Genomic DNA, 19,177 nt, shown 5'->3' on the forward strand with positions numbered 1-19,177 from the left:
GTCCTCTTGTGTACTTCAACTGACGTTAGCGGACTAACGTTTGTATAGTGCGATGTCTCTGTCCTAACACGCTATGTGTAAAGCGCCGAGGTGAGAGTACCGTTCACAAAAAACGTGTCACCTTGTGGCGACGTTAATTATTTCTGGTACTAGAGTAAATGCTCACTCATCAAAAAGTATGACAGTAGAATGAGGCCTCTTAACCGATTCTTCGGCCGAGCTTTAATAACATCCTGATAATGATGAAGAAGTGATGATGCGGCTTAAATTTCGGTTGGCGGGCGTGAATGTAGGAGTTTGCCAGTAAACATAACAGTAGACGGTAAAATAAAGCCGCTGGCGAGGCAGCGGCTAACGTTAAACCGGAGAGCCTTAGATACCGTCGCGCTCGAGCGGACAGCTCATACAGCGCGCGCCACCACGGCCTCGTCCTAGCTGGTCGCCGGGGACGGACAACACCTTGATACCGGCTTTGTCGTATTTCTCGTTGGTGTAGGTGTTGCCTTCATAACCAATCACCACCCCAGGTTTGACCGTGAGCACGTTGTTGGCATCGTTCCATTGTTCACGCTCGGCGGCATAGCTGTCGCCGCCGGTAGTAATGATGTTTAACGGCCCGACGTCGAGTGCTTTTTCAATCGCGGTGAGGTAGCAAGACTGCGCGTCTACGTTAAGGCCGTCTTCGCCTTTGCGGGTCAGGCGCCAGCATGGCAAGTCGGGGCGCATCACGGTGGGATAAACCGAGAAGGTGTGCACGTCCATGTGGGTCATCACGGTATCTAGGTGCATGCACGAGCGGTTTTTCGGCAGTTGCACTGCAATCACTTCTTTGGCTTGGCCACTGAACAGCAGGCTACGTGCCAGTTGCTCAACCCCTTGTGGGGTGGTGCGCTCGGACATGCCAATTAACACCGCACCACGGCCAATGACTAGCACATCGCCGCCTTCAATCATGGCGTTGTCGTAGTCACGCACTTCATCACCGAGGTAATTAATAAACGCGCTGCCCGCAAATTCCGGGTGCCAGCGGTAAATCGCGCGCAGATGGTTGGTTTCACGTTGGCGCGCCGGTTTCGCCATGGGGTTGAGTGATACGCCACCATACACCCAGCACGAGGTGTCGCGAGTAAATAGATGGTTGGGCAGCGGCTCAATCACAAAGTCGGTTTTATCGTGCATGGCCTGCATCATTGAGGATGATTGCACGGGCAAGTCGATATAGCTTAAGCCACCGAGCAGAATGTCAGCCAGGGTGTTGTGGTCAATGTCTGCCAAGTAGGCGCGTACATCACTGGCGAATTGATAACCGAGGCGGTAGTGGTTGAGCTGGGTGTCGAGCAGCCACTGTTTGGCCTCGGGCACGGCCAGGGTTTCGACCAGTAAATCGTGGAGCAGATACACGTCGACGCCTTGGTCGGTGAGGGTGCGGGCAAACATGTCATGCTCTTCGCCCGCGCGCTCAACAGCCAGCACATCATCAAACAACAGTTCATGACAGTTAGATGGCGTCAGGTGGTTCAACGCTCGTTCAGGGCGGTGAAGCAGTACACGCTTCAGTTGCCCAACTTCAGATCCAACGTAAAACTCACTCATGGTAGGTCCTCTTTTTCCTTAATACGGGCCAGGTAATGAGACAAACAGCGTGTTGCACACACGGGCGGTGTGCTCACCGGTTAGGTGGGAATGCAGGCCGTTTGCACAGGGTGGGCGTGTCTCATCTCCTCCTTGGATGCTCGAATAATGACAACCTTCTCGGGGGAGGTCAATGTTACAAATCACTAACAATCTCGCCGGACTAGCAAGGTCACAGAAAATTCATTAACTTGGCGGTTTTCTCATCAATGACACTGTGATGGAACGTGGCATTTTTTGCCAAACCGTGCCATATTGCGCCCGTATTCATTTTCTGGAGTCGCGTCTATGTCACAGGCTGAACTTATCGAACAACAACACCAAGAAACGCGGATGATCATCGAGGAGCTTCTTGCCGATGGCAGTGATCCTGATGCGCTATATACCATTGAGCATCACCTGTGTGCTGATACCTTTGAAGCGCTGGAAGATGCGGCGGTAGAAGCTTTTAAAATGGGCTTTGATGTGGCCGAAGCTGAAGAGCTTGAGCTGGAAGAGGGCGGCACTATCGTCTGCTTTGACGCGGTGATGGAAACGGCCTTGAATGCTGAGCGCATTGATGAGCAAGTCGAAAAGCTGGTGACGTTAGCTGATAAGCACAATATTGATTACGACGGCTGGGGCACTTACTTCGAGTCGGATGAAGAAGAAGGCCCAGAGGGCGAGTAACGCGCGACCCGGCTGAACAACTGAGTATAAAGCCACGAAAACGTGGCTTTTTTTAATGATGATGCCCCAAGTGAAGCGGTGCGGATTTTACCGCATGACGACGCTGCCACACCTTTTCGTGGAAGAAGTACGCCAAGGTGTTGATGCTTGGCTCAACCAGTGCCAGTGCGCCACCGACCAACCAATCGCCACTGATTAAATAGCCCACCAAAAAGGCAACGTTAAAGTGTATCACCGCAAAGCTGGCGGTTTTGACCGCAGGGCGCGCTTGGCGGCTAAGCTGCCAGAGTTTTTCATGAAGATAAAACGCCCCGGTATTGACGGTGGGTTCGGTCATCGCAATCAGGCTGCCAATGATGATATCGCCGGTCAGCACATAGGCGACGGTAAAGGCGATAGAAAAGTGGATAGCAGCAAAACTGAGTGTCTTCTTCATGGTGTAGCTCCTTATTGGCAACACGCGTTTAATCAACACTGACAGTATGCACAGAGACTGTCGATAAATAAAAACGGTTCTCACTATCTTTTACATAGAGCAGAGCTATCAAAGGCGATCAGTGATGGGTATAACACTCGTTGAGAAACTGACCAAGCTAATTTTGTGCTGGAGGCATAAAAAAAGCCACACCGAGCGGTGTGGCTTGATAGGCTGAGTGAGCGGAGGGTTATAGCGCCGCGATCGTCGCTTTTTGCTCACCAAGCTTGGTGAGGCTCTCACGGTAACCATCGAGCTTTTCACGCTCTTTCGCCACCACGGCTTCAGGTGCTTTGGCGACAAAGCTTTCGTTACCGAGCTTGCCTTCAACACGCTTGATTTCACCTTCGACGCGAGCGATTTCTTTATCCAGACGTGCCAACTCGGCGTCTTTATCAATCAGACCTGCCATCGGGATCAAGATCTCCGAGCTGCCGACCAACGCAGAGGCACACGCAGGCAAGGTTTCGCTACCGTCAAGCACGGTGAAACTGCCGAGTTTCGCCAGCGCATTTAAGGTGGTGCGGTTGCGGGTGGCACGTTCTGCATCACGGCTATCTGCGGCTTTTAACATCACTTCAAGCGGCTGGCTTGGGGCAATGTCGTATTCTGCGCGCAGGTTACGGATGCTGACGATAAACTGCTTCACCCACTCAATGTCTTCGGAGGCTTGCGCGTTAACACGGCTGGCATCAAATTGCGGCAACGGCTGGTTCATAATGGTGTCGCCGTGGACACCGTCAACCAATGGTTTGACGCTCTGCCAAATCGCTTCCGTGATGTAGGGGATCACAGGGTGCGCGAGACGCAAGGTTTTTTCCAAGACGGTGATCAGGGTGTAACGGGTAGCACGTTGCTGTGCGTCGTCACCTTTCCACAGTACAGGCTTGGTCAGCTCCAAGTACCAGTCACAGAACTGGTGCCAGATAAACTCATACAACACGCCTGCCGCCATATCGAGGCGATAGTTGTCGAGATGGGTATTGAAGTCTTTCGCCGCTTGCTGGAACTGAGACTCGATCCACTGATCGGCCAATGAGAATTGCATCTCGCCGCCGCTCATGCCGCAATCTTGCTCTTCGGTGTTCATCAGCACATAACGGCTGGCGTTCCATAGCTTGTTACAGAAGTTGCGATACCCTTCAAGGCGCTTCATGTCCCAGTTGATGTCACGGCCGGTTGAGGCCAATGCCGCGAGAGTAAAACGCAGTGCGTCGGTGCCGTGGGCCTCGATGCCATTCTCGAAGGTTTTACGGGTCGCCTTTTCAATCTTTTCTGCTAGCTTTGGCTGCATCATGTTGCCGGTGCGCTTGGCAACCAAATCATCAACACTGATGCCGTCAATCATATCGAGCGGGTCGAGCACGTTACCCTTGGATTTTGACATCTTGGCGCCACTTTCATCGCGGATAAGACCGGTCATGTAAATGGTCTTAAACGGCACTTGTGGCTTGCCGTTTTCATCTTTGATGAAGTGCATGGTCATCATGATCATGCGTGCCACCCAGAAGAAGATGATGTCAAAACCTGACACCAACACATCGGTGGGGTGGAAGGTTTTCAGTGCATCGGTGTTTTCGGGCCAGCCTAGGGTGCCGAAGGTCCAAAGCGCGGATGAGAACCAAGTATCCAACACGTCTTCGTCTTGGCGCAGTGCGACGTCGTCGCCAATCTGGTTATCGCGACGCACTTCGTCTTCGTCACGGCCCACATAGACATTACCTTGATCGTCGTACCAGGCAGGAATGCGGTGACCCCACCAAAGCTGACGTGAAATACACCAATCTTGCACATCACGCATCCACGCGAAGTACATGTTCTCGTACTGCTTAGGCACAAATTGGATATCGCCGTCTTCGACAGCTTTTACCGCCGGCTCTGCCAATGGCGCGGTGCGCACATACCACTGGTCGGTGAGCATTGGCTCAATCACCACGCCGCCGCGATCGCCATATGGCACAGTCAGATCGTGATCTTTAATTTCATCCAATAAACCCAGCGCATCAAATTCGGCGACGATCGCTTTACGTGCGGCAAAACGCTCTAGGCCTTGGTAGTTTTCTGGCAGGGCACCATCGAAGGCATCGCTTGGCTGACCTTTATGATCAAACACTTCTGCCTGATCGCGAATGTCGGCGTTCAAGGTCAGGATGTTGATCATCGGTAGCTGGTGGCGCTGGCCGACTTCGTAGTCGTTAAAGTCGTGTGCGGGGGTGATTTTCACACAGCCGGTGCCTTTTTCCATGTCGGCGTGCTCATCGCCCACAATTGGGATGCGACGATTAACCACAGGCAGTAACACGTGCTTGCCAATCAGGTCTTTATAGCGCGGGTCTTCTGGGTTGACCGCAACACCGGTATCGCCCAGCATGGTTTCTGGACGGGTGGTCGCCACCACGATGTAGCCTTTGCCTTCAGCGGTTTGAGCGCCATCAGCGAGTGGATAACGGAAGTGCCACATGTGGCCTTTCTTATCTTTGTTTTCCACTTCCAAGTCGGAAATCGCCGTATGCAGCTTAGGATCCCAGTTCACCAAGCGTTTACCGCGGTAAATCAAGTCTTCTTGGTGCAGGCGAACAAACACTTCTTTCACCGCATTAGAAAAGCCTTCATCCATGGTGAAGCGTTCGCGATCCCAGTCGACAGAGGCCCCTAAGCGGCGCAACTGTTGGGTAATGGTGCCACCGGATTCGCCTTTCCATTGCCAAATTTTGTCAACAAAGGCCTCACGACCGTAATCGTGTTTGGTTTTGCCTTCTTCGGCGGCGATCTTGCGCTCCACGACCATCTGTGTCGCGATACCGGCGTGGTCTGTTCCCACTTGCCATAGGGTATTGTTGCCCTTCATCCGTGCGGCACGGGTCAGGGTATCCATAATGGTATCCTGGAACGCGTGGCCCATATGCAGGCTACCGGTCACGTTAGGGGGTGGGATCATGATGCTGAACGCATCTTTGCTGGTATCACCATGAGGTCGGAAATAGCCCGCCTCTTCCCAGCGCTGATACAGCGCTTTTTCGATTGATTGTGGATTATATGTCTTTTCCATAGCGCTCTTGAAAGATCGTCAAGGTTTGGGCGATTGGTCGATGGCCAGGGTATGAAGTTGCAGGCCTGCCAGTCGGTATGCTTTATATCGGTGACGCGCGTGCTGTTTGAGCGTCTCATTGCAAGGGACGAAGTCTACCACTTGTGCAAACGAAGGCGCAAAATTTGATGGCTCTGTCGCCAAATTGATAAGCACACTGCGATGGCCCGTATGGCGTACGCCAGGCCAGCCGATTTCCACCGGTGCGCCGCCTCGCGGCCCTTCACCGACCAAGTTATGGGGCAAAAATACATCTGGGTCACGTTGCCACAGCAGATCATCGAGTTGATGTGCTTGGGCTTGGTCGTGCGCGGCCAGGTAAATGCGTTGCCCTTGTTGATAGTAGTAAAAAGCCAGTTCGATAGCGGTTGCTACTATGATTTGTGTGTCACGCGTTTGCGTGTCACTGTCTTTGTTTTCACGCGCTTGCTGTTCGGGTGCTAGCCCCGGGCGTTCGGTATCGTCGGTTGCATCAGGCGGCGATAGCAAATAAAAGGTGGCGGTGGGCATATACGCTCCTAAATATGAGAAACGGCCTCCGTCCCAAAAGCAGGGTGTCCGGGTCGCGCGAGCCCAACAACATAGCCGATTGCGCGCGCAGACACCAGTATTGAATAAAGCCTGAACAAAAAAGGAGGCCGATTGGCCTCCTTCTCCTTACTCTTCCACTTCCAGGCCAGAGCGATTCAGTAAGAATTGAACCAACAATGGCACGGGGCGGCCGGTCGAGCCTTTTTCTTTACCGCCGCTTTTCCATGCGGTACCGGCAATATCTAGGTGTGCCCAGTTGTATTTCTTGGCAAAGCGCGACAAGAAGCACCCGGCGGTGATGGTGCCGCCACCTTTACCGCCAATATTGGCCATATCGGCAAACGGGCTGTCGAGCTGCTCTTGGAACTCGTCAGTCATTGGCAGACGCCACGCTCGGTCACCGGCTTGCTCTGAGGCGTTAATAATATCGTGTGCCAATGGGTTTTGGTTGGCAATCAAGGCGCTGATGTGGTGGCTCAAGGCCATGATGCACGCGCCCGTTAAGGTCGCCACATCGATCACACACTCTGGCTCATAACGCTCGACATAGGTGAGGGCGTCACACAGTACCAAGCGGCCTTCGGCGTCGGTGTTGAGCACTTCTACTGTCTGGCCTGACATAGTGGTGAGAATATCACCCGGGCGATAGGCTTGACCGTCTGGCATGTTTTCGCAGCCTGCCAGCACTCCAACAACGTTAATCGGTAGGTTGAGCTCGGCCAGCGCGCGCATTACCCCAAACACGGAGGCAGCGCCACCCATGTCGTACTTCATTTCGTCCATGTTGGCGCCAGGCTTGATGGAAATACCGCCTGAGTCAAAGGTCAGGCCTTTACCCACCAATACAATCGGTTTGGCGTCTGGGTCTGGGTTGTTCTTGTACTCCATGATTGACATCATCGACTCATTTTTTGAGCCTCGGCCAACCGCCAAGTAAGAATGCATGCCCAGCTTTTCCATTTCTTGCTCGCCGATGATACGGGTTGTGACCGTTTCATAGTCGTCGGCAAGGCGACGCGCTTGCGAGGCAAGGTACGCCGGGTTGGCCACGTTCGGTGGCATGTTACCCAAGTCTTTACAGGCGTTAACGCCAGAGGCAACCGCCAAGCCGTGCGCGATAGCGCGCTCACCCAGGTTCAGTTCACGACGTGTTGGCACGTTGAACACCATTTTGCGCAGTGGGCGGCGAATTTCTGGCTTAACGCTTTTGAATTGGTTAAAGGTGTACAGGCTATCTTTGGTGCTCTCAACCGCTTGGCGGACTTTCCAGTAGGTGTCGCGCCCTTTAACGTGCAGTTCGGTTAAGAAGCAGACCGCTTCCATCGACCCGGTTTCGTTCAGGGTGTTGATGGTTTTTTTAATGATTTCTTTATACTGACGCTCGCCCAGCTCACGTTCTTTACCGCAGCCGACCAACAGTACGCGCTCTGATAGGACATTCGGGACATGGTGCAGCAGGAGCACCTGGCCGGGTTTACCTTCCAGATCACCGCGGCGCAACAAGGCGCTGATGTAACCATCGCTGATTTTATCAAGCTGCTCGGCCACAGGGGAGAGGCGGCGAGGCTCAAACACACCGACGACAATACAGGCACTGCGTTGCTTTTCGGGGCTACCGCTCTTTACACTGAACTCCATTTGTACTCCTAGATCCTAAAGACAATTGAGACCAAATGTTGGATAATGCCGCCTCTATGTTGTTGAACGCTCTTCATGCGCCCGGATCAGCCGGCGGTCAACAAATGGCCGAAAGATTAGAAAACAACTAATTAAACCAGAAACTATAGTTATTTGAGTAAAAAAACAAGTTTTCCATAGGTGCCTTCGCTTTGATAATTGTTCGATATTTGATCCGGGAGACGGTTAAGACACAAGTTGCAGTCTTATTTGTGTTATTTCTGGTCTTTTTCAGCCAAAAGTTCATCCGTGTGCTGGCCAATGCCACGGAGGGATCGATCCCGAGTGATCAAATTATTACCTTAGTGGGTTTATACATGCCGTCGATGGCGATGTTGATGTTGCCCCTCAGTTTGTATATCGGGATCTTGATCACTTTTGGCCGCTTATATGCCGAGAGTGAGATCACCGTGATGAACGCCACCGGGATCGGCAATGAATTTCTGATCCGCGCGGCGCTTTATTTGGCGATCATTACCGGCTCGGTGGCCGCTTTCAATGCACTCTGGCTAACACCGTGGGCCAATAACCAAGAGTTAGAAGTCATGGAGCAGCTGGAAGCCAAATCAGGGCTGGAGCTGCTGGTGCAAGGCCAATTTCAAAGCGCCCCTTCCGGTGAGGCGGTCATTTTTGTCGATAATATTGAAGATGATGGCCAAACCCTCAATCAGGTATTTGTTGCCCAGCCAGTGCCGCGTGACTCCTTGTTGCCCAATGTGGTGGTGGCGGATAAAGGCTATGTCTCAGAGTTAACCGATGGCCGCCAAGTACTAGACTTGGTCGATGGCACTCGCACAGAGGGGCTGCCGACCCAGCTTAATTATGGCGTGACCACCTACGAGAACTATCAGGTGTTGATTGGTCAACGCGAAGTGCGCGAGAAAAGCCGCGATTGGGATGCGGTGCCAACGCTGCAATTGTTTGGCGAGTCGAGCTTGAAAGCGCGCGCCGAACTGCAGTGGCGTATCTCCTTGGTATTGTGTATTCCTTTGATGACCATGATTGTGGTGCCATTGTCGGCGGTGAATCCACGCCAAGGGCGGTTTGCTAAGCTATTCCCCGCTATTTTGATTTATCTGGCGTACTTTTTGTCAATCAGTGCCGCCAAATCCGCGGTTGAAGATGGCGATCTCCCCGCTCAAATTGGGCTTTGGAGTGTCAATATCGCTGCCTTGTTATTGGCTGTGGTGCTTGCCGGTTGGGATTCGCTACCGGTGCGAAAACTCAAAGCTAGCTTAAAAGGATCTGCCTGATGTTTCGCATTCTTGATTGGTATATCGGTCGCACGCTGATTGGCACCTCGTCTTTGTGCTTAGCGACCTTGGTGGGGTTGTCAGCGATCATCAAATTTGTGGAGCAGCTGCGCTCGGTGGGTGATGGCACCTACACCATGGGTAAAGCCATTTTATACGTGGTATTGAGTGTCCCCCGTGACATTGAAATGTTTTTCCCAATGGCGGTATTGCTGGGTGCCTTGATTGGTTTAGGGATGCTGGCATCCAGCTCCGAGCTGGTGGTGATGCAGGCGGCGGGCATTTCTAAGCTGCAAATCGGTATGTCGGTGCTCAAAACCGCGATCCCCTTGATGCTCATCGTGATGGTGCTGGGTCAATGGGGCGCGCCTGATGCGCAAAAAGCGGCGCGTGAGTTGCGTGCTATCGCTAAATCAGGCGGCAATGTGATGTCGGTGAGGCGCGGCGTATGGGCGAAAGACGGCAATGACTTTATTTATATTGCTCGCGCCGATGAGCAAGACAACCTGACTGGGGTGAGTATCTGGAAGTTTGACGATCAGCAAAACATGACCAATGTGGTGTTTGCCGAAAGCGCTGACTACCTCAATCAAGACAGTTGGATGCTCAAAGACGTCACCATTACTCGGATGCAAAAGCGCGAAGCGATTTCGAATGTGACGCAAGATCAATTGGTGTGGAAAACCACCCTCACGCCCGACAAACTGGCGGTCGTAACGGTGAAACCCGAGGAGTTATCTTTATCGGGCTTGTACAGTTACGTCACCTATCTGAAAGCCTCGCAGCAGGATGCCTCTCGCTATGAGCTTGCGTTATGGCGTAAAGCGGTCCAGCCCTTGTCGATTGCGGTCATGATGTTGCTGGCGCTCAGTTTTGTGTTTGGTCCACTGCGGAGCGTCACCATGGGAGCGCGCGTATTGTCGGGGGTGATCTTTGGATTTGGCTTTTACATTGCCAATGAAGTCTTTGGGCCAATGAGCTTAGTATACAAATTACCACCAGCGGTTGGTGCCATTACCCCAAGTGTGATTTTCTTGGTGATCACCTTGCTGCTTCTCCGGCGTAAGTTGTAACTCGTCAGGAGCAAACTGTCGCTTGAATAGCGAGCGCTAGAAAAGGATCAAAAAAGGGCCGACATGCTGTTGGCCCTTTGTGTATCACGGAGGGAACAGTAAACGCTTAGAAGCGATAGCTCATGCCTAAACGTAGGTCTCGTCCTGGCTCAGGCATGCTGCTGCCGCTGCTTAAGGTAAACGAGCTGTGCTCGCTGTATTCCTTGTCGAGCAGGTTGTTGACCGCTAATGAAACCGTGAGCCCTTGGTAGGCCGCTGGCTGCCACTGCGCGCGCACGTCATGCACCACATAGCCGGGCTTCTCGTGATCGCCGTCTTGCACATCGGTCAAGCGCTCAACGCCAGTCAGGGTATAGCCTAAGCTGACATCCGTATCGACCAGCTGATATTGTGTATCCCACACCCAAGTATTACCGACTGATGCGCCGACTGCCATGGCGTCACCTAATGGCTCACCGTTTTCATCTTCCATGTCGACATGGCTATAACTGAGCTGTGTATCGAACTGATTGAGCGCCCAACCCACGCGCGCCTCGATGCCTTGGCTAGTGACCTCATCCTCGAGGTTGTAAAGGTAGTGCGGGTCACTGCGGCGATCATACGCCTGGAAGTTTTCTATTCGGGTATTAAAACCGGTGACCGCTAGATTCAGGGTGTCTTGCTTGGTCAACATGCCATAGCCTTGCCACTCAACACCGATTTCTGCTTGTTTAGCCTGTTCGGGTTTTAATCCTTTTTCTACCTCAACGTCACCGCCAATCAACAATACTTCCCGCGTTTTGGCACCGCGCACGGCTTCGCCGTAGCCGGCATGCAGGCGCAGATTGTCAGTGGCTTGATAGCTCAGCTGCAAGTTAGGAGATATCTCGCTGCCATCGACTTCGCCGGCTTGGCCATAGTCGGTGTGGTAATCATCAAAGCGTGCGCCCCATGCAATGCCAAGATCACCGACTGTCATTCTATCTTGTAAAAACAGGCCGATATTACGTGCTTTATCTTGGTTGTTGGCACCGCTGGCTTCATCGTAATCGATATTTTCGGTTTTTTGCTCGAACATATCGACGCCCGTGGTGAGCGCATGTTGCACCACGCCAGTATCAAAGCGCATCTGGTTACGAATATCGCCGCCGATATTCCGGGCACGGCTAAAGGTTTCACTTTCAATCCGATCCAGATCCAAGGTGTTTTGGTATAGTTTGGTGGTCAATTCAATCCAGTCGGAATCCGGCGCCCAGCGGTGTTGGAACGATAAGGTTTCGCGCTCGGTTTCTTGATAGCTGCGTGACTGACGGCTGAAGTAGGGCATATGAGCACGGACAAAGTAATCGCCCTGATCGGTACGACGCTCGGCACTGACACGGACATCGTGATCGCCGTGATTGAGCAGTGACAACTTCAGCAGATAACTACGTTGTTGGCTCGCTGTGGCTGGCTGCAGATCTCCGCCGCCGTGACGATAGTCATCACTATTGCGGCCTTTCATGTAGGCAAGAATCCCCAAGGATTCACCTAAGCGGCCATAGACGGCAGAGCTGCCAGAGGTGGCATTGGCTGCGCTTTCAAGGCCGCCTGAGAGGCGAGCTCCGATGGTTTGGCCGGGACGTAGCATGTCTTGTGCGTCTTTGGTTTCAAAGCGCACACTGCCGCCCAGCGCACCAGGCCCGCTGTCGGCACTGGCGGGGCCTGACTCGACCCCGACTCGCTTGAGAAGCTCGGGTTCAATATTTAAACGGCCTTGGTGGTGGAATAAGTAACCCCCTTGTGCGGCACCGTCGACGGTGATGTTGAGATTAGTATCTTCCACCCCGCGCAGATAGACTTTCTGTCCGGCACCGACGCCACCACCGACATTGATGCTGGCGTTGTCTCGGAACATGTCTTCCAGATCTTGCGCCTGACGGGCTTCAAGCTCCTCAGCGCTGACCGCCATATTGCCTTGCAGGCTATCGGCGGTGACGGTCACCGTTTCGACAGGTTGTGTCTCTTGGGCATGTGCGGGGAGGCTAAGGGTGCCCGCGGTGACGAGCGCGAGGGTAAGCGGATTTAAACGTAAATGCATGTCATACTCCTATGCAAATAGTTATCATTTGTTTGTTGTGAGACTATATCAGGCACAAAAAGTATTCACCAACAAAAAACTAATAAAAATCATTATCATGAGTTTTTGTATCTATTTTGTATGTGATCAAGAGATAGATGTTGCGATTATGTTTTTTCGTGAAGATCAAAAAGAAAGAAAAGGGTAAAGAGAAGGCAATGCGATTGCCAAAGACAAGATAAAGTGTGGGGAAACGCGGATGGTGAAGCAGACGAATACGTACTGACGTCAAAAAGCCGACCACAGAGGTCGGCTTATAGGTGAGTCGCTTGTCGTGAGTGTTAGGTGTGTCACTGTGATGAGTTGTCGTCACCTACATACTGGAAGGCTTTGATTACGCGCTCGACGCCACGCACATTGCGGGCGATATCTACCGCTTTGTCTGCCTGCGCTTGGGTGACGGCACCCATTAAAAACACTTCTCTGGCTTCAGTGAGCACCTTGATGTTGACCGAACGCAACTGATCGTCCGCCACAAATGCGGCTTTGACGCGGGTCGTGAGCCAGCCATCGGTACTAATATCGGCAAGGCCAATCATCGGCGCGTCGCGCACTTCGTTATAGACGACGTCGACATTGTCCAATGCGCGAATGCGCTCAACCAATTGCTCGGTCAGAGCCGGATCGGTGCTTTGCCCCACTAACAGTGCTTGCCCTTGAAAAGCGGCCGCTTTCGCACGAATTTTGTTTCTAAACGGCGGTTTATTAACAATCCCAGCGGTGTTTAGGCCAATTTGTGTGTCTTGCCACTCCTCGCCGGTGGTGCGTGGGTCGGAGGAGTACACGGTAGAGCATGCTTGCAAGGCAAGCGCAAACATCAAGGTGATTATCAGGCGCATGGTTTATTCTCCGTGAGAGGGGAAGAGCACCTGATCAATAAGGTCGCACAAGCAGTGTACGGTGAGTAAGTGCCCTTCTTGGATCCGTGCGGTGCGTTGTGACGGAATGCGGATCTCGACATCGCGCTGCCCGAGCAATCCGGCCATTTCGCCACCGTCTTTGCCGGTCATCGCAATAATAGTCATATCACGGGTCACCGCCGCTTCCATGGCTTTGATGATGTCTTTGCTGTTACCACTAGTGGAAATCGCCAGCAAGATATCGCCAGCTTGCCCCAAGGCACGTACTTGCTTAGAAAACACTTCATCATGGCTATAGTCATTGGCCACCGCCGTTAAGGTGGTGGTGTCTGTGGTCAGTGCTAACGCTGGCAGGCTGGGGCGCTCGGTTTCAAAGCGATTCAGCAAGCAAGACGCGAAATGCTGGGCATTGGCGGCTGAGCCACCGTTACCGCAACACAGGATTTTATTGCCATTAAGCAGGCTTTGTACCATCACCTGAGCCGATTGTGACAGGTACTCAGGAATTGCCTCAGCGGCAGCTATCTGGGTTTGAATACTTTCGGTAAAGCTCTCTTTGATGCTCTCTAGCATGACTTACCCTTGAACAATGTTTTTAATCCAGTTGACCGCCTCAACACTGCCATCAAAGGTGACGGCGTCAAAGCGAAATTCTGTTTGTGTACTTTTTACCCCGTGGCACTGCATCCAGCGCTCTGCCGCGAGAATTAAACGCTTTTGCTTAGCGGCGGTAATACTGGCCGCTGCGCCGCCAAAATCTTGTCCGCGGCGAAAACGGACTTCGACGAACACCAAGCAGGTGCCGTCTTGCATCACCAGATCGATTTCCCCGCGGCGACTGTGCGCGTTTTTATCTAAAACGCGGAGCCCGTGTCGCACTAGGTACTGGCAAGCGTGTGCCTCGTAAGCTTGTCCTTTCGCTCTAGGCTGAGGACGTATCACTGCGCATCCTGCGTGGTTTGGTTAGTAATGGGCTCGATGTCTGTCTTGCCAAACCGCGCCCAGTCCAGTTGTCGATGGATAACACAGTGTTCCGCCAGTGATAATTGGCCTGTTTGGCCACTAAACTGGTAGCCAGGTTGTGCCTGCATTTGCGGTAACCCTTTCAGCAGGCCGTATGCATCCATCCCCAGCGCGTGTAAACGCGTGGTGTTATTGCTCGGCGAAGGATGGCGCTGCTGGTATTGCTGATACGCTGCGCTTTGGGTGCTAATCAGCAGCGGAATATCACTAAACTCGATGCCCTGCAGTTCGGCCAATTGCCCCATGCCGTCTGCGCGGTTGTTGCTGCGTGAGCTGGCGTACAGCTTGGGTGGCTGCACATCCGGATTAATGGCCACTTCGATAAAGGGTTTGAGCAAGGTAAGCTCGGCGGCACCGGCGACCATATACACGGCATCAATGTCCCGACGACTCCGTGCTTGTGATTGCAACGGCAAGTCGGTGAGCTGCTTCATTTGGGCTATCCGACGTTGACTGGCGTCTAAGCCGAAAATATCACGGATGCGCGCTTGCATCTTATCACGATCACCCAACGGTGCGCGCTCTACGTCTGTATCCGTCAATGATTGCCAGCGCGCGGAGAAGGCGTCGCGCATTCGCTGTCCAAAGGCAGAGTCGGGATAGAGCACCAGCGGGAATTGATATCCCTGTTGGTGTAAGCGATCGGCCGCTTGCGCTGCCTCTTGTTCGGGGGACAAGGTGAAATAACATACCCCTTGCTGGTAGCGATCATCCGTTGGTTCATTGAGCGCTAACACTGGCACTTGTCCGGCAATGGCGTTGCTGACGGCGGCTACCTTGTGTTTTTGCAAAGGCCCGACGACAAAATCGACGCCGTCATCAGTGATGCGCTGAGTGAGCGTGTTAACGTCTAACGCGTTGGTGTCATAAAAACGGACCTCAGGGCGTTGTTCGCTATCAGCATCCAGCATGGCCTCGACAAAACCATCGCGAATCGCATCCCCTTGCTCGGAGAATTTGTCAGTCAATGGCAACATCACGCCAACACGGGTCGGTTGGGTGATAGTCAACGCTTGAATGTCGGCTAAGTTATCTGGGAGATACTGGTTGGCGGGATGCGCAGGGTGCGACGCTAAATAGCCATCCAACTGGCTTTGCATCTCAGCAACATCGCCGGTGTAACGACGGGCAATATCAAGTAACGCAACCCAGCCGGCGAGAATGTCATCATCGCTGTTTTGCAGCTGTTTGATTTCATTTTGGCTCAGTAACTGTAAATCTTGCCACAAGGTATTCCATGCCTGCTGCGCGTCATCGGCGTTGGCATAATTTGCTAATTGGTATTGGTTTTTCACCGCACCAAGCGCATTGTCTTGCTGGCGGGCAATCTTGGCCTTTTGCTGGTAAAAACGCACATACTGGCTATCTGTAAGCTGCCAGCTGGGAGAAAGCGCCAGTACCTGATCGGCTTGGGTGAGTTGGCCGGTTTGTGCGAAAAGCCGCGCACGTGCCAAGGTCCACTCAATACGTTGCTCGGTGTTGAGTTGGCGCTCCGACAAGCGCTGCAATAGCACGTCGGCTTGGTTTAGCTGTTGCTCGTTGATGAGTGCTTTGATCGCCAGTAGATACCAGTCGTTTTGCTTCTCACCTTGGCTGGTTTCTGCTTGCAACAGATAAAATGTCGAATTCTCCGTTGCCGGCTGACTGATGACATCACGCGCCGTTGGCGTAGACGTCGGTGCACTACATGCAGCCAGCGCTAACGCTAGGGCTACAGGGGTGATAAGTCGTGTTACACTTTGACGCTTCTGGGTAAGTTTAACCATGAACATGTTTCAACCGTGACAACGTTGCCCCTATCTTAATCGCCGAAGGGTTGTTAAACAAATGACTGATGCAAATCTATCCGACCATGCTCACCCCACGCTATATATTGTGCCGACACCGATAGGCAACTTGGCGGATATTACCCAGCGTGCACTCGATGTGTTAGCCAGCGTGGATCTGGTTGCTGCCGAAGACACGCGTCACACCGCACGATTGCTCTCGCATTTTTCTATCAATGCGAAGACCTTTGCCTTACATGAGCATAACGAGCAGCAAAAAGCGGCGGCATTATTAGCGCGCTTGCAACAAGGCCAGTCAGTTGCATTAGTCTCGGACGCGGGGACGCCTCTGATTAGCGACCCTGGCTACCATCTGGTCACGCAATGCCGTGAAGCGGGTGTGCGCGTGGTGCCTCTGCCAGGCGCTTGCGCGGTGGTGACCGCATTAAGTGCTTCTGGTTTGCCTTCAGACCGCTTTAGTTTTGAAGGGTTCCTACCGCCTAAGACAAAAGCACGTCAGGATACGTTCCGCACCTTGGCTGATGATCCTCGTACCTTGATTTTCTATGAATCGCCGCACCGGATTCGCGACAGTTTAGCGGATATGCGTGAAGTGTTGGGTGAGGATCGGCGCGTGGTATTGGCGCGTGAGCTGACCAAAACCTTTGAAACCATTCATGGGGCACCGTTAGGCGAACTGATTGCGTGGTTAAATGAAGATGCCAACCGGCTACGCGGTGAAATGGTGTTATTGGTAGCGGGTTATCGTGCCGATAAAAGCGCGTTGCCCTCGGCGGCGTGTTATGCACTAGGTTTATTGGCCGCTGAGCTACCTCTGAAAAAGGCGGCAGCATTAGTCGCGGAATTGTATTCGGTTAAAAAGAACGCACTCTATAAGTGGGGCTTGGAGAATCTGTAGCTAAGCGTGATTTACACTGGCTTGCGTGGTGATTCTTCTATATACTCCCCCGCTCGAGTTGGCCGGGTAACCGCTGCTTTATTGATGTCCCACGGGAGACTGATGAAGGGGAGGAAAGTCCGGGCTCCTCAGGGCAGGGTGCCAGGTAACGCCTGGGAGGCGCGAGCCTACGACCAGTGCAGCAGAGAGTAGACCGCCGATGGCTCTTCGGAGCACAGGTAAGGGTGAAAGGGTGCGGTAAGAGCGCACCGCGCGGCTGGCAACAGTGCGTGGCACGGTAAACTCCACCCGGAGCAAGACCAAATAGGTCCCTATTGGCGCGGCCCGCGTTTGGGGACGGGTAGGTTGCTGGAGCCTGTGAGCGATTGCAGGCCTAGACGAATGGTTACCGCCGTTTTTACGGTACAGAACCCGGCTTACAGGCCAACTCACCTCATTATCGGGCGAGCCTTTTGGGCTCGCCCTCTCTTTTTCAGCGTTTGAATCAGACGATTTGGTTATAACCTGATGTGATCGGTTGGCTTAGCGACTGATTAACCCGCTGAAATATCTTGTTTAATCTCCCTAAGTGTGATCTTTGTCACTGTCATGGCTTGCTTGACTTTCTTTTTACCTGCTACGTACACTTCTGGGTGGGAAAATGTGGTGTAAAGTGGATAATCTTGGTGAAAAAGGGAAAATAGCGCCATGCTACGCGGCGTCAGTGCCATATCGGTCGACAAGAAAGGGCGACTCGCCCTACCCACTCGCTATCGCGATGGCTTAATTACCCATTGTGACGGCCAATTTGTGTGCACGATCGATCACCAGCTCCCTTGTTTGGCCTTGTATCCTGTGCCTGAGTGGGAAGTGATTGAAGACAAGCTTGCACAGCTATCGAGCTTTCAGCCGGCAGAGCGGCGTTTACAGCGCTTGTTACTCGGTCATGCCTTTGATTGTGAGATGGATGGCCAAGGCCGGCTATTGCTGTCCGCGGCGCTGCGCCAGTACGCCGGGCTTGAGGGCAAAGCGATGCTGGTGGGCCAACTCAACAAGTTTGAGATTTGGGATGAGCAAACATGGCAGGCACAAATTCGCCAGGATATGGACACACAGGCGGAATCAACCCCGATGATCAGTGAGCGGTTAGCTGACCTCTCTCTGTAAATAATGAAGTGAACTTATGTCAGAACAGTATACCCATGTTTCCGTCCTATTGAACGAATCGGTAGACGGCCTCGCGATAAAGCCAGACGGCATTTATGTCGATGGCACCTTTGGTCGCGGCGGTCACTCTCGCCATATCTTATCGCAGCTGGGTGAAAACGGGCGTTTGTACGCCATTGATCGCGACCCTCGCGCGATTGAAGAAGCCAGCACCATTGACGATCCTCGCTTTCAAATTATTCATGGTCCTTTTTCTGATATCGAGGCCTATCTGCGTGACCGGGGCTTGAGTGAAAAAGTGGATGGCATCTTGCTCGATCTGGGCGTGTCGTCTCCGCAGCTGGACGATCCTAGCCGTGGATTCAGCTTTATGCATGACGGCCCTTTAGATATGCGCATGGATCCCAGTAGCGGCCAGTCAGCAGCGCAGTGGTTAGCAACCGCTAGCCCAGACGACATTGCTTGGGTGTTAAAAGTGTTTGGTGAAGAGCGTTTTGCTCGCCGGATTGCCAACGCGATTGTGCGTCATCGTGAGGACGAAGAAGCGACACCGCTTACTACCACTAACCAGCTGGCGAAGCTGATTGATCATGCGGTGCCGTTTAGAGAAAAGAAAAAGCACCCGGCAACGCGCAGTTTTCAAGCGATCCGCATTTATATCAACAGTGAATTGGATGAGATTGAGCAAGCACTGCAAGGGGCGCTGGCAAGCCTCGCCCCCGGTGGCCGTTTGTCTGTGATCAGCTTTCACTCGTTAGAAGATCGAATGGTGAAGCGCTTTATTCGCAAACAAAGTAAAGGCCCAGACGTGCCCAAAGGCGTGCCTTTGACTGAAGCGCAGATCGCGGAGCTTGGCTCGGCGGCGATGAAGCCCATTGGCAAGGCAATTAAACCGTCAGCTGATGAGGTGGCGAAAAACGCACGTGCGCGTAGTTCGGTATTACGCATCGCGGAGAAACTAGGGTAA

General features: G+C 52.9%; 16 protein-coding genes and 1 other RNA gene. 7 read left to right on the forward strand and 10 right to left on the reverse strand.

Going from position 1 to position 19,177, the window contains the following annotated elements:
* Positions 1-372 precede the first annotated feature (372 nt).
* Entirely contained in the window at positions 373-1,593 is a 1,221-nt protein-coding gene (gene arcA / locus BGL48_RS14530) for an arginine deiminase (RefSeq protein WP_069363333.1), read from the reverse strand.
* 327 nt (positions 1,594-1,920) lie between these two features.
* Between arcA and rraB the strand changes: the two genes are divergently transcribed.
* Positions 1,921-2,301 (forward strand): ribonuclease E inhibitor RraB, encoded by a 381-nt coding sequence (rraB, locus tag BGL48_RS14535; RefSeq protein WP_069363334.1) that lies wholly within the window; start codon positions 1,921-1,923, stop codon positions 2,299-2,301.
* A 52-nt stretch (positions 2,302-2,353) separates the two neighbouring features.
* Here the strand turns inward: rraB and BGL48_RS14540 are convergent, their stop codons facing one another.
* The 4 genes from BGL48_RS14540 to pepA form a co-directional block, all read right to left on the reverse strand.
* Positions 2,354-2,737 carry a DUF2061 domain-containing protein gene (locus BGL48_RS14540; protein ID WP_069363335.1) on the reverse strand — a complete coding sequence of 128 codons (384 nt, stop codon included), beginning with the start codon at positions 2,735-2,737 and terminating at the stop codon, positions 2,354-2,356.
* Positions 2,738-2,966: 229 nt separating this feature from the next.
* Positions 2,967-5,825, reverse strand: coding sequence for a valine--tRNA ligase (locus BGL48_RS14545; protein ID WP_069363336.1), 2,859 nt, complete (start codon positions 5,823-5,825; stop codon positions 2,967-2,969).
* Positions 5,826-5,843: 18 nt separating this feature from the next.
* Positions 5,844-6,374, reverse strand: coding sequence for a DNA polymerase III subunit chi (locus tag BGL48_RS14550; protein WP_083238619.1), 531 nt, complete (start codon positions 6,372-6,374; stop codon positions 5,844-5,846).
* Positions 6,375-6,521: 147 nt separating this feature from the next.
* Complete coding sequence (gene pepA / locus BGL48_RS14555; protein ID WP_069363337.1) at positions 6,522-8,033, reverse strand: leucyl aminopeptidase; 1,512 nt, start codon at positions 8,031-8,033, stop codon at positions 6,522-6,524.
* Positions 8,034-8,224: 191 nt separating this feature from the next.
* Between pepA and lptF the strand changes: the two genes are divergently transcribed.
* Together lptF and lptG are read left to right on the forward strand one after the other, a co-directional pair.
* Positions 8,225-9,325, forward strand: coding sequence for an LPS export ABC transporter permease LptF (gene lptF / locus BGL48_RS14560; RefSeq protein ID WP_069363338.1), 1,101 nt, complete (start codon positions 8,225-8,227; stop codon positions 9,323-9,325).
* Positions 9,325-10,398: an LPS export ABC transporter permease LptG gene (gene lptG / locus BGL48_RS14565; RefSeq protein ID WP_069363339.1), complete on the forward strand. Its 1,074-nt coding sequence runs from the start codon at positions 9,325-9,327 to the stop codon at positions 10,396-10,398. Before lptF ends, lptG begins: the two co-directional genes overlap by 1 nt.
* A gap of 106 nt (positions 10,399-10,504) precedes the next feature.
* On the opposite strand, the gene BGL48_RS14570 is transcribed toward lptG, so the two are convergent.
* The 5 genes from BGL48_RS14570 to BGL48_RS14595 form a co-directional block, all read right to left on the reverse strand.
* On the reverse strand, positions 10,505-12,457 hold the full coding sequence (locus BGL48_RS14570; RefSeq protein ID WP_069363340.1) for a TonB-dependent receptor domain-containing protein: 1,953 nt from the start codon (positions 12,455-12,457) through the stop codon (positions 10,505-10,507).
* Positions 12,458-12,786: 329 nt separating this feature from the next.
* Positions 12,787-13,335 (reverse strand): BON domain-containing protein, encoded by a 549-nt coding sequence (locus BGL48_RS14580; RefSeq protein ID WP_069363342.1) that lies wholly within the window; start codon positions 13,333-13,335, stop codon positions 12,787-12,789.
* A gap of 3 nt (positions 13,336-13,338) precedes the next feature.
* Entirely contained in the window at positions 13,339-13,929 is a 591-nt protein-coding gene (locus tag BGL48_RS14585) for a phosphoheptose isomerase (protein WP_046073955.1), read from the reverse strand.
* A 3-nt stretch (positions 13,930-13,932) separates the two neighbouring features.
* The gene (locus tag BGL48_RS14590) at positions 13,933-14,298 is read right to left on the reverse strand and encodes a YraN family protein (RefSeq protein WP_069363343.1); all 366 of its coding nucleotides are present in this window, start codon (positions 14,296-14,298) and stop codon (positions 13,933-13,935) included.
* Positions 14,295-16,145, reverse strand: coding sequence for a penicillin-binding protein activator (locus tag BGL48_RS14595; protein WP_255377422.1), 1,851 nt, complete (start codon positions 16,143-16,145; stop codon positions 14,295-14,297). Before BGL48_RS14595 ends, BGL48_RS14590 begins: the two co-directional genes overlap by 4 nt.
* A gap of 61 nt (positions 16,146-16,206) precedes the next feature.
* Here BGL48_RS14595 and rsmI point away from each other — a divergent pair, with 61 nt between their 5' ends.
* From rsmI to rsmH, 4 genes are all read left to right on the forward strand, one after another.
* Complete coding sequence (gene rsmI / locus BGL48_RS14600; protein ID WP_069363345.1) at positions 16,207-17,064, forward strand: 16S rRNA (cytidine(1402)-2'-O)-methyltransferase; 858 nt, start codon at positions 16,207-16,209, stop codon at positions 17,062-17,064.
* 54 nt (positions 17,065-17,118) lie between these two features.
* An RNA gene (gene rnpB, locus BGL48_RS14605) (RNase P RNA component class A) lies at positions 17,119-17,499 on the forward strand.
* Between the two features lie 252 nt (positions 17,500-17,751).
* Positions 17,752-18,210 carry a division/cell wall cluster transcriptional repressor MraZ gene (mraZ, locus tag BGL48_RS14610; RefSeq protein WP_069363346.1) on the forward strand — a complete coding sequence of 153 codons (459 nt, stop codon included), beginning with the start codon at positions 17,752-17,754 and terminating at the stop codon, positions 18,208-18,210.
* A gap of 16 nt (positions 18,211-18,226) precedes the next feature.
* Positions 18,227-19,177 (forward strand): 16S rRNA (cytosine(1402)-N(4))-methyltransferase RsmH, encoded by a 951-nt coding sequence (rsmH, locus tag BGL48_RS14615; RefSeq protein WP_069363347.1) that lies wholly within the window; start codon positions 18,227-18,229, stop codon positions 19,175-19,177.

The sequence above is a fragment of the Salinivibrio sp. SS3 genome (assembly GCF_001722105.1).
Taxonomy (GTDB): Bacteria; Pseudomonadota; Gammaproteobacteria; order Enterobacterales; family Vibrionaceae; genus Salinivibrio; species Salinivibrio kushneri.

Bases quoted from the DNA above. Each gene is read 5' to 3' on its own strand.
- arcA (WP_069363333.1), bottom strand. From the start codon at position 1,593: ATGAGTGAGTTTTACGTTGGATCTGAAGTTGGGCAACTGAAGCGTGTA.
- rraB (WP_069363334.1), top strand. From the start codon at position 1,921: ATGTCACAGGCTGAACTTATCGAACAACAACACCAAGAAACGCGGATG.
- BGL48_RS14540 (WP_069363335.1), bottom strand. From the start codon at position 2,737: ATGAAGAAGACACTCAGTTTTGCTGCTATCCACTTTTCTATCGCCTTT.
- BGL48_RS14545 (WP_069363336.1), bottom strand. From the start codon at position 5,825: ATGGAAAAGACATATAATCCACAATCAATCGAAAAAGCGCTGTATCAG.
- BGL48_RS14550 (WP_083238619.1), bottom strand. From the start codon at position 6,374: ATGCCCACCGCCACCTTTTATTTGCTATCGCCGCCTGATGCAACCGAC.
- pepA (WP_069363337.1), bottom strand. From the start codon at position 8,033: ATGGAGTTCAGTGTAAAGAGCGGTAGCCCCGAAAAGCAACGCAGTGCC.
- lptG (WP_069363339.1), top strand. From the start codon at position 9,325: ATGTTTCGCATTCTTGATTGGTATATCGGTCGCACGCTGATTGGCACC.
- BGL48_RS14570 (WP_069363340.1), bottom strand. From the start codon at position 12,457: ATGCATTTACGTTTAAATCCGCTTACCCTCGCGCTCGTCACCGCGGGC.
- BGL48_RS14580 (WP_069363342.1), bottom strand. From the start codon at position 13,335: ATGCGCCTGATAATCACCTTGATGTTTGCGCTTGCCTTGCAAGCATGC.
- BGL48_RS14585 (WP_046073955.1), bottom strand. From the start codon at position 13,929: ATGCTAGAGAGCATCAAAGAGAGCTTTACCGAAAGTATTCAAACCCAG.
- BGL48_RS14595 (WP_255377422.1), bottom strand. From the start codon at position 16,145: ATGGTTAAACTTACCCAGAAGCGTCAAAGTGTAACACGACTTATCACC.
- rsmI (WP_069363345.1), top strand. From the start codon at position 16,207: ATGACTGATGCAAATCTATCCGACCATGCTCACCCCACGCTATATATT.
- mraZ (WP_069363346.1), top strand. From the start codon at position 17,752: ATGCTACGCGGCGTCAGTGCCATATCGGTCGACAAGAAAGGGCGACTC.
- rsmH (WP_069363347.1), top strand. From the start codon at position 18,227: ATGTCAGAACAGTATACCCATGTTTCCGTCCTATTGAACGAATCGGTA.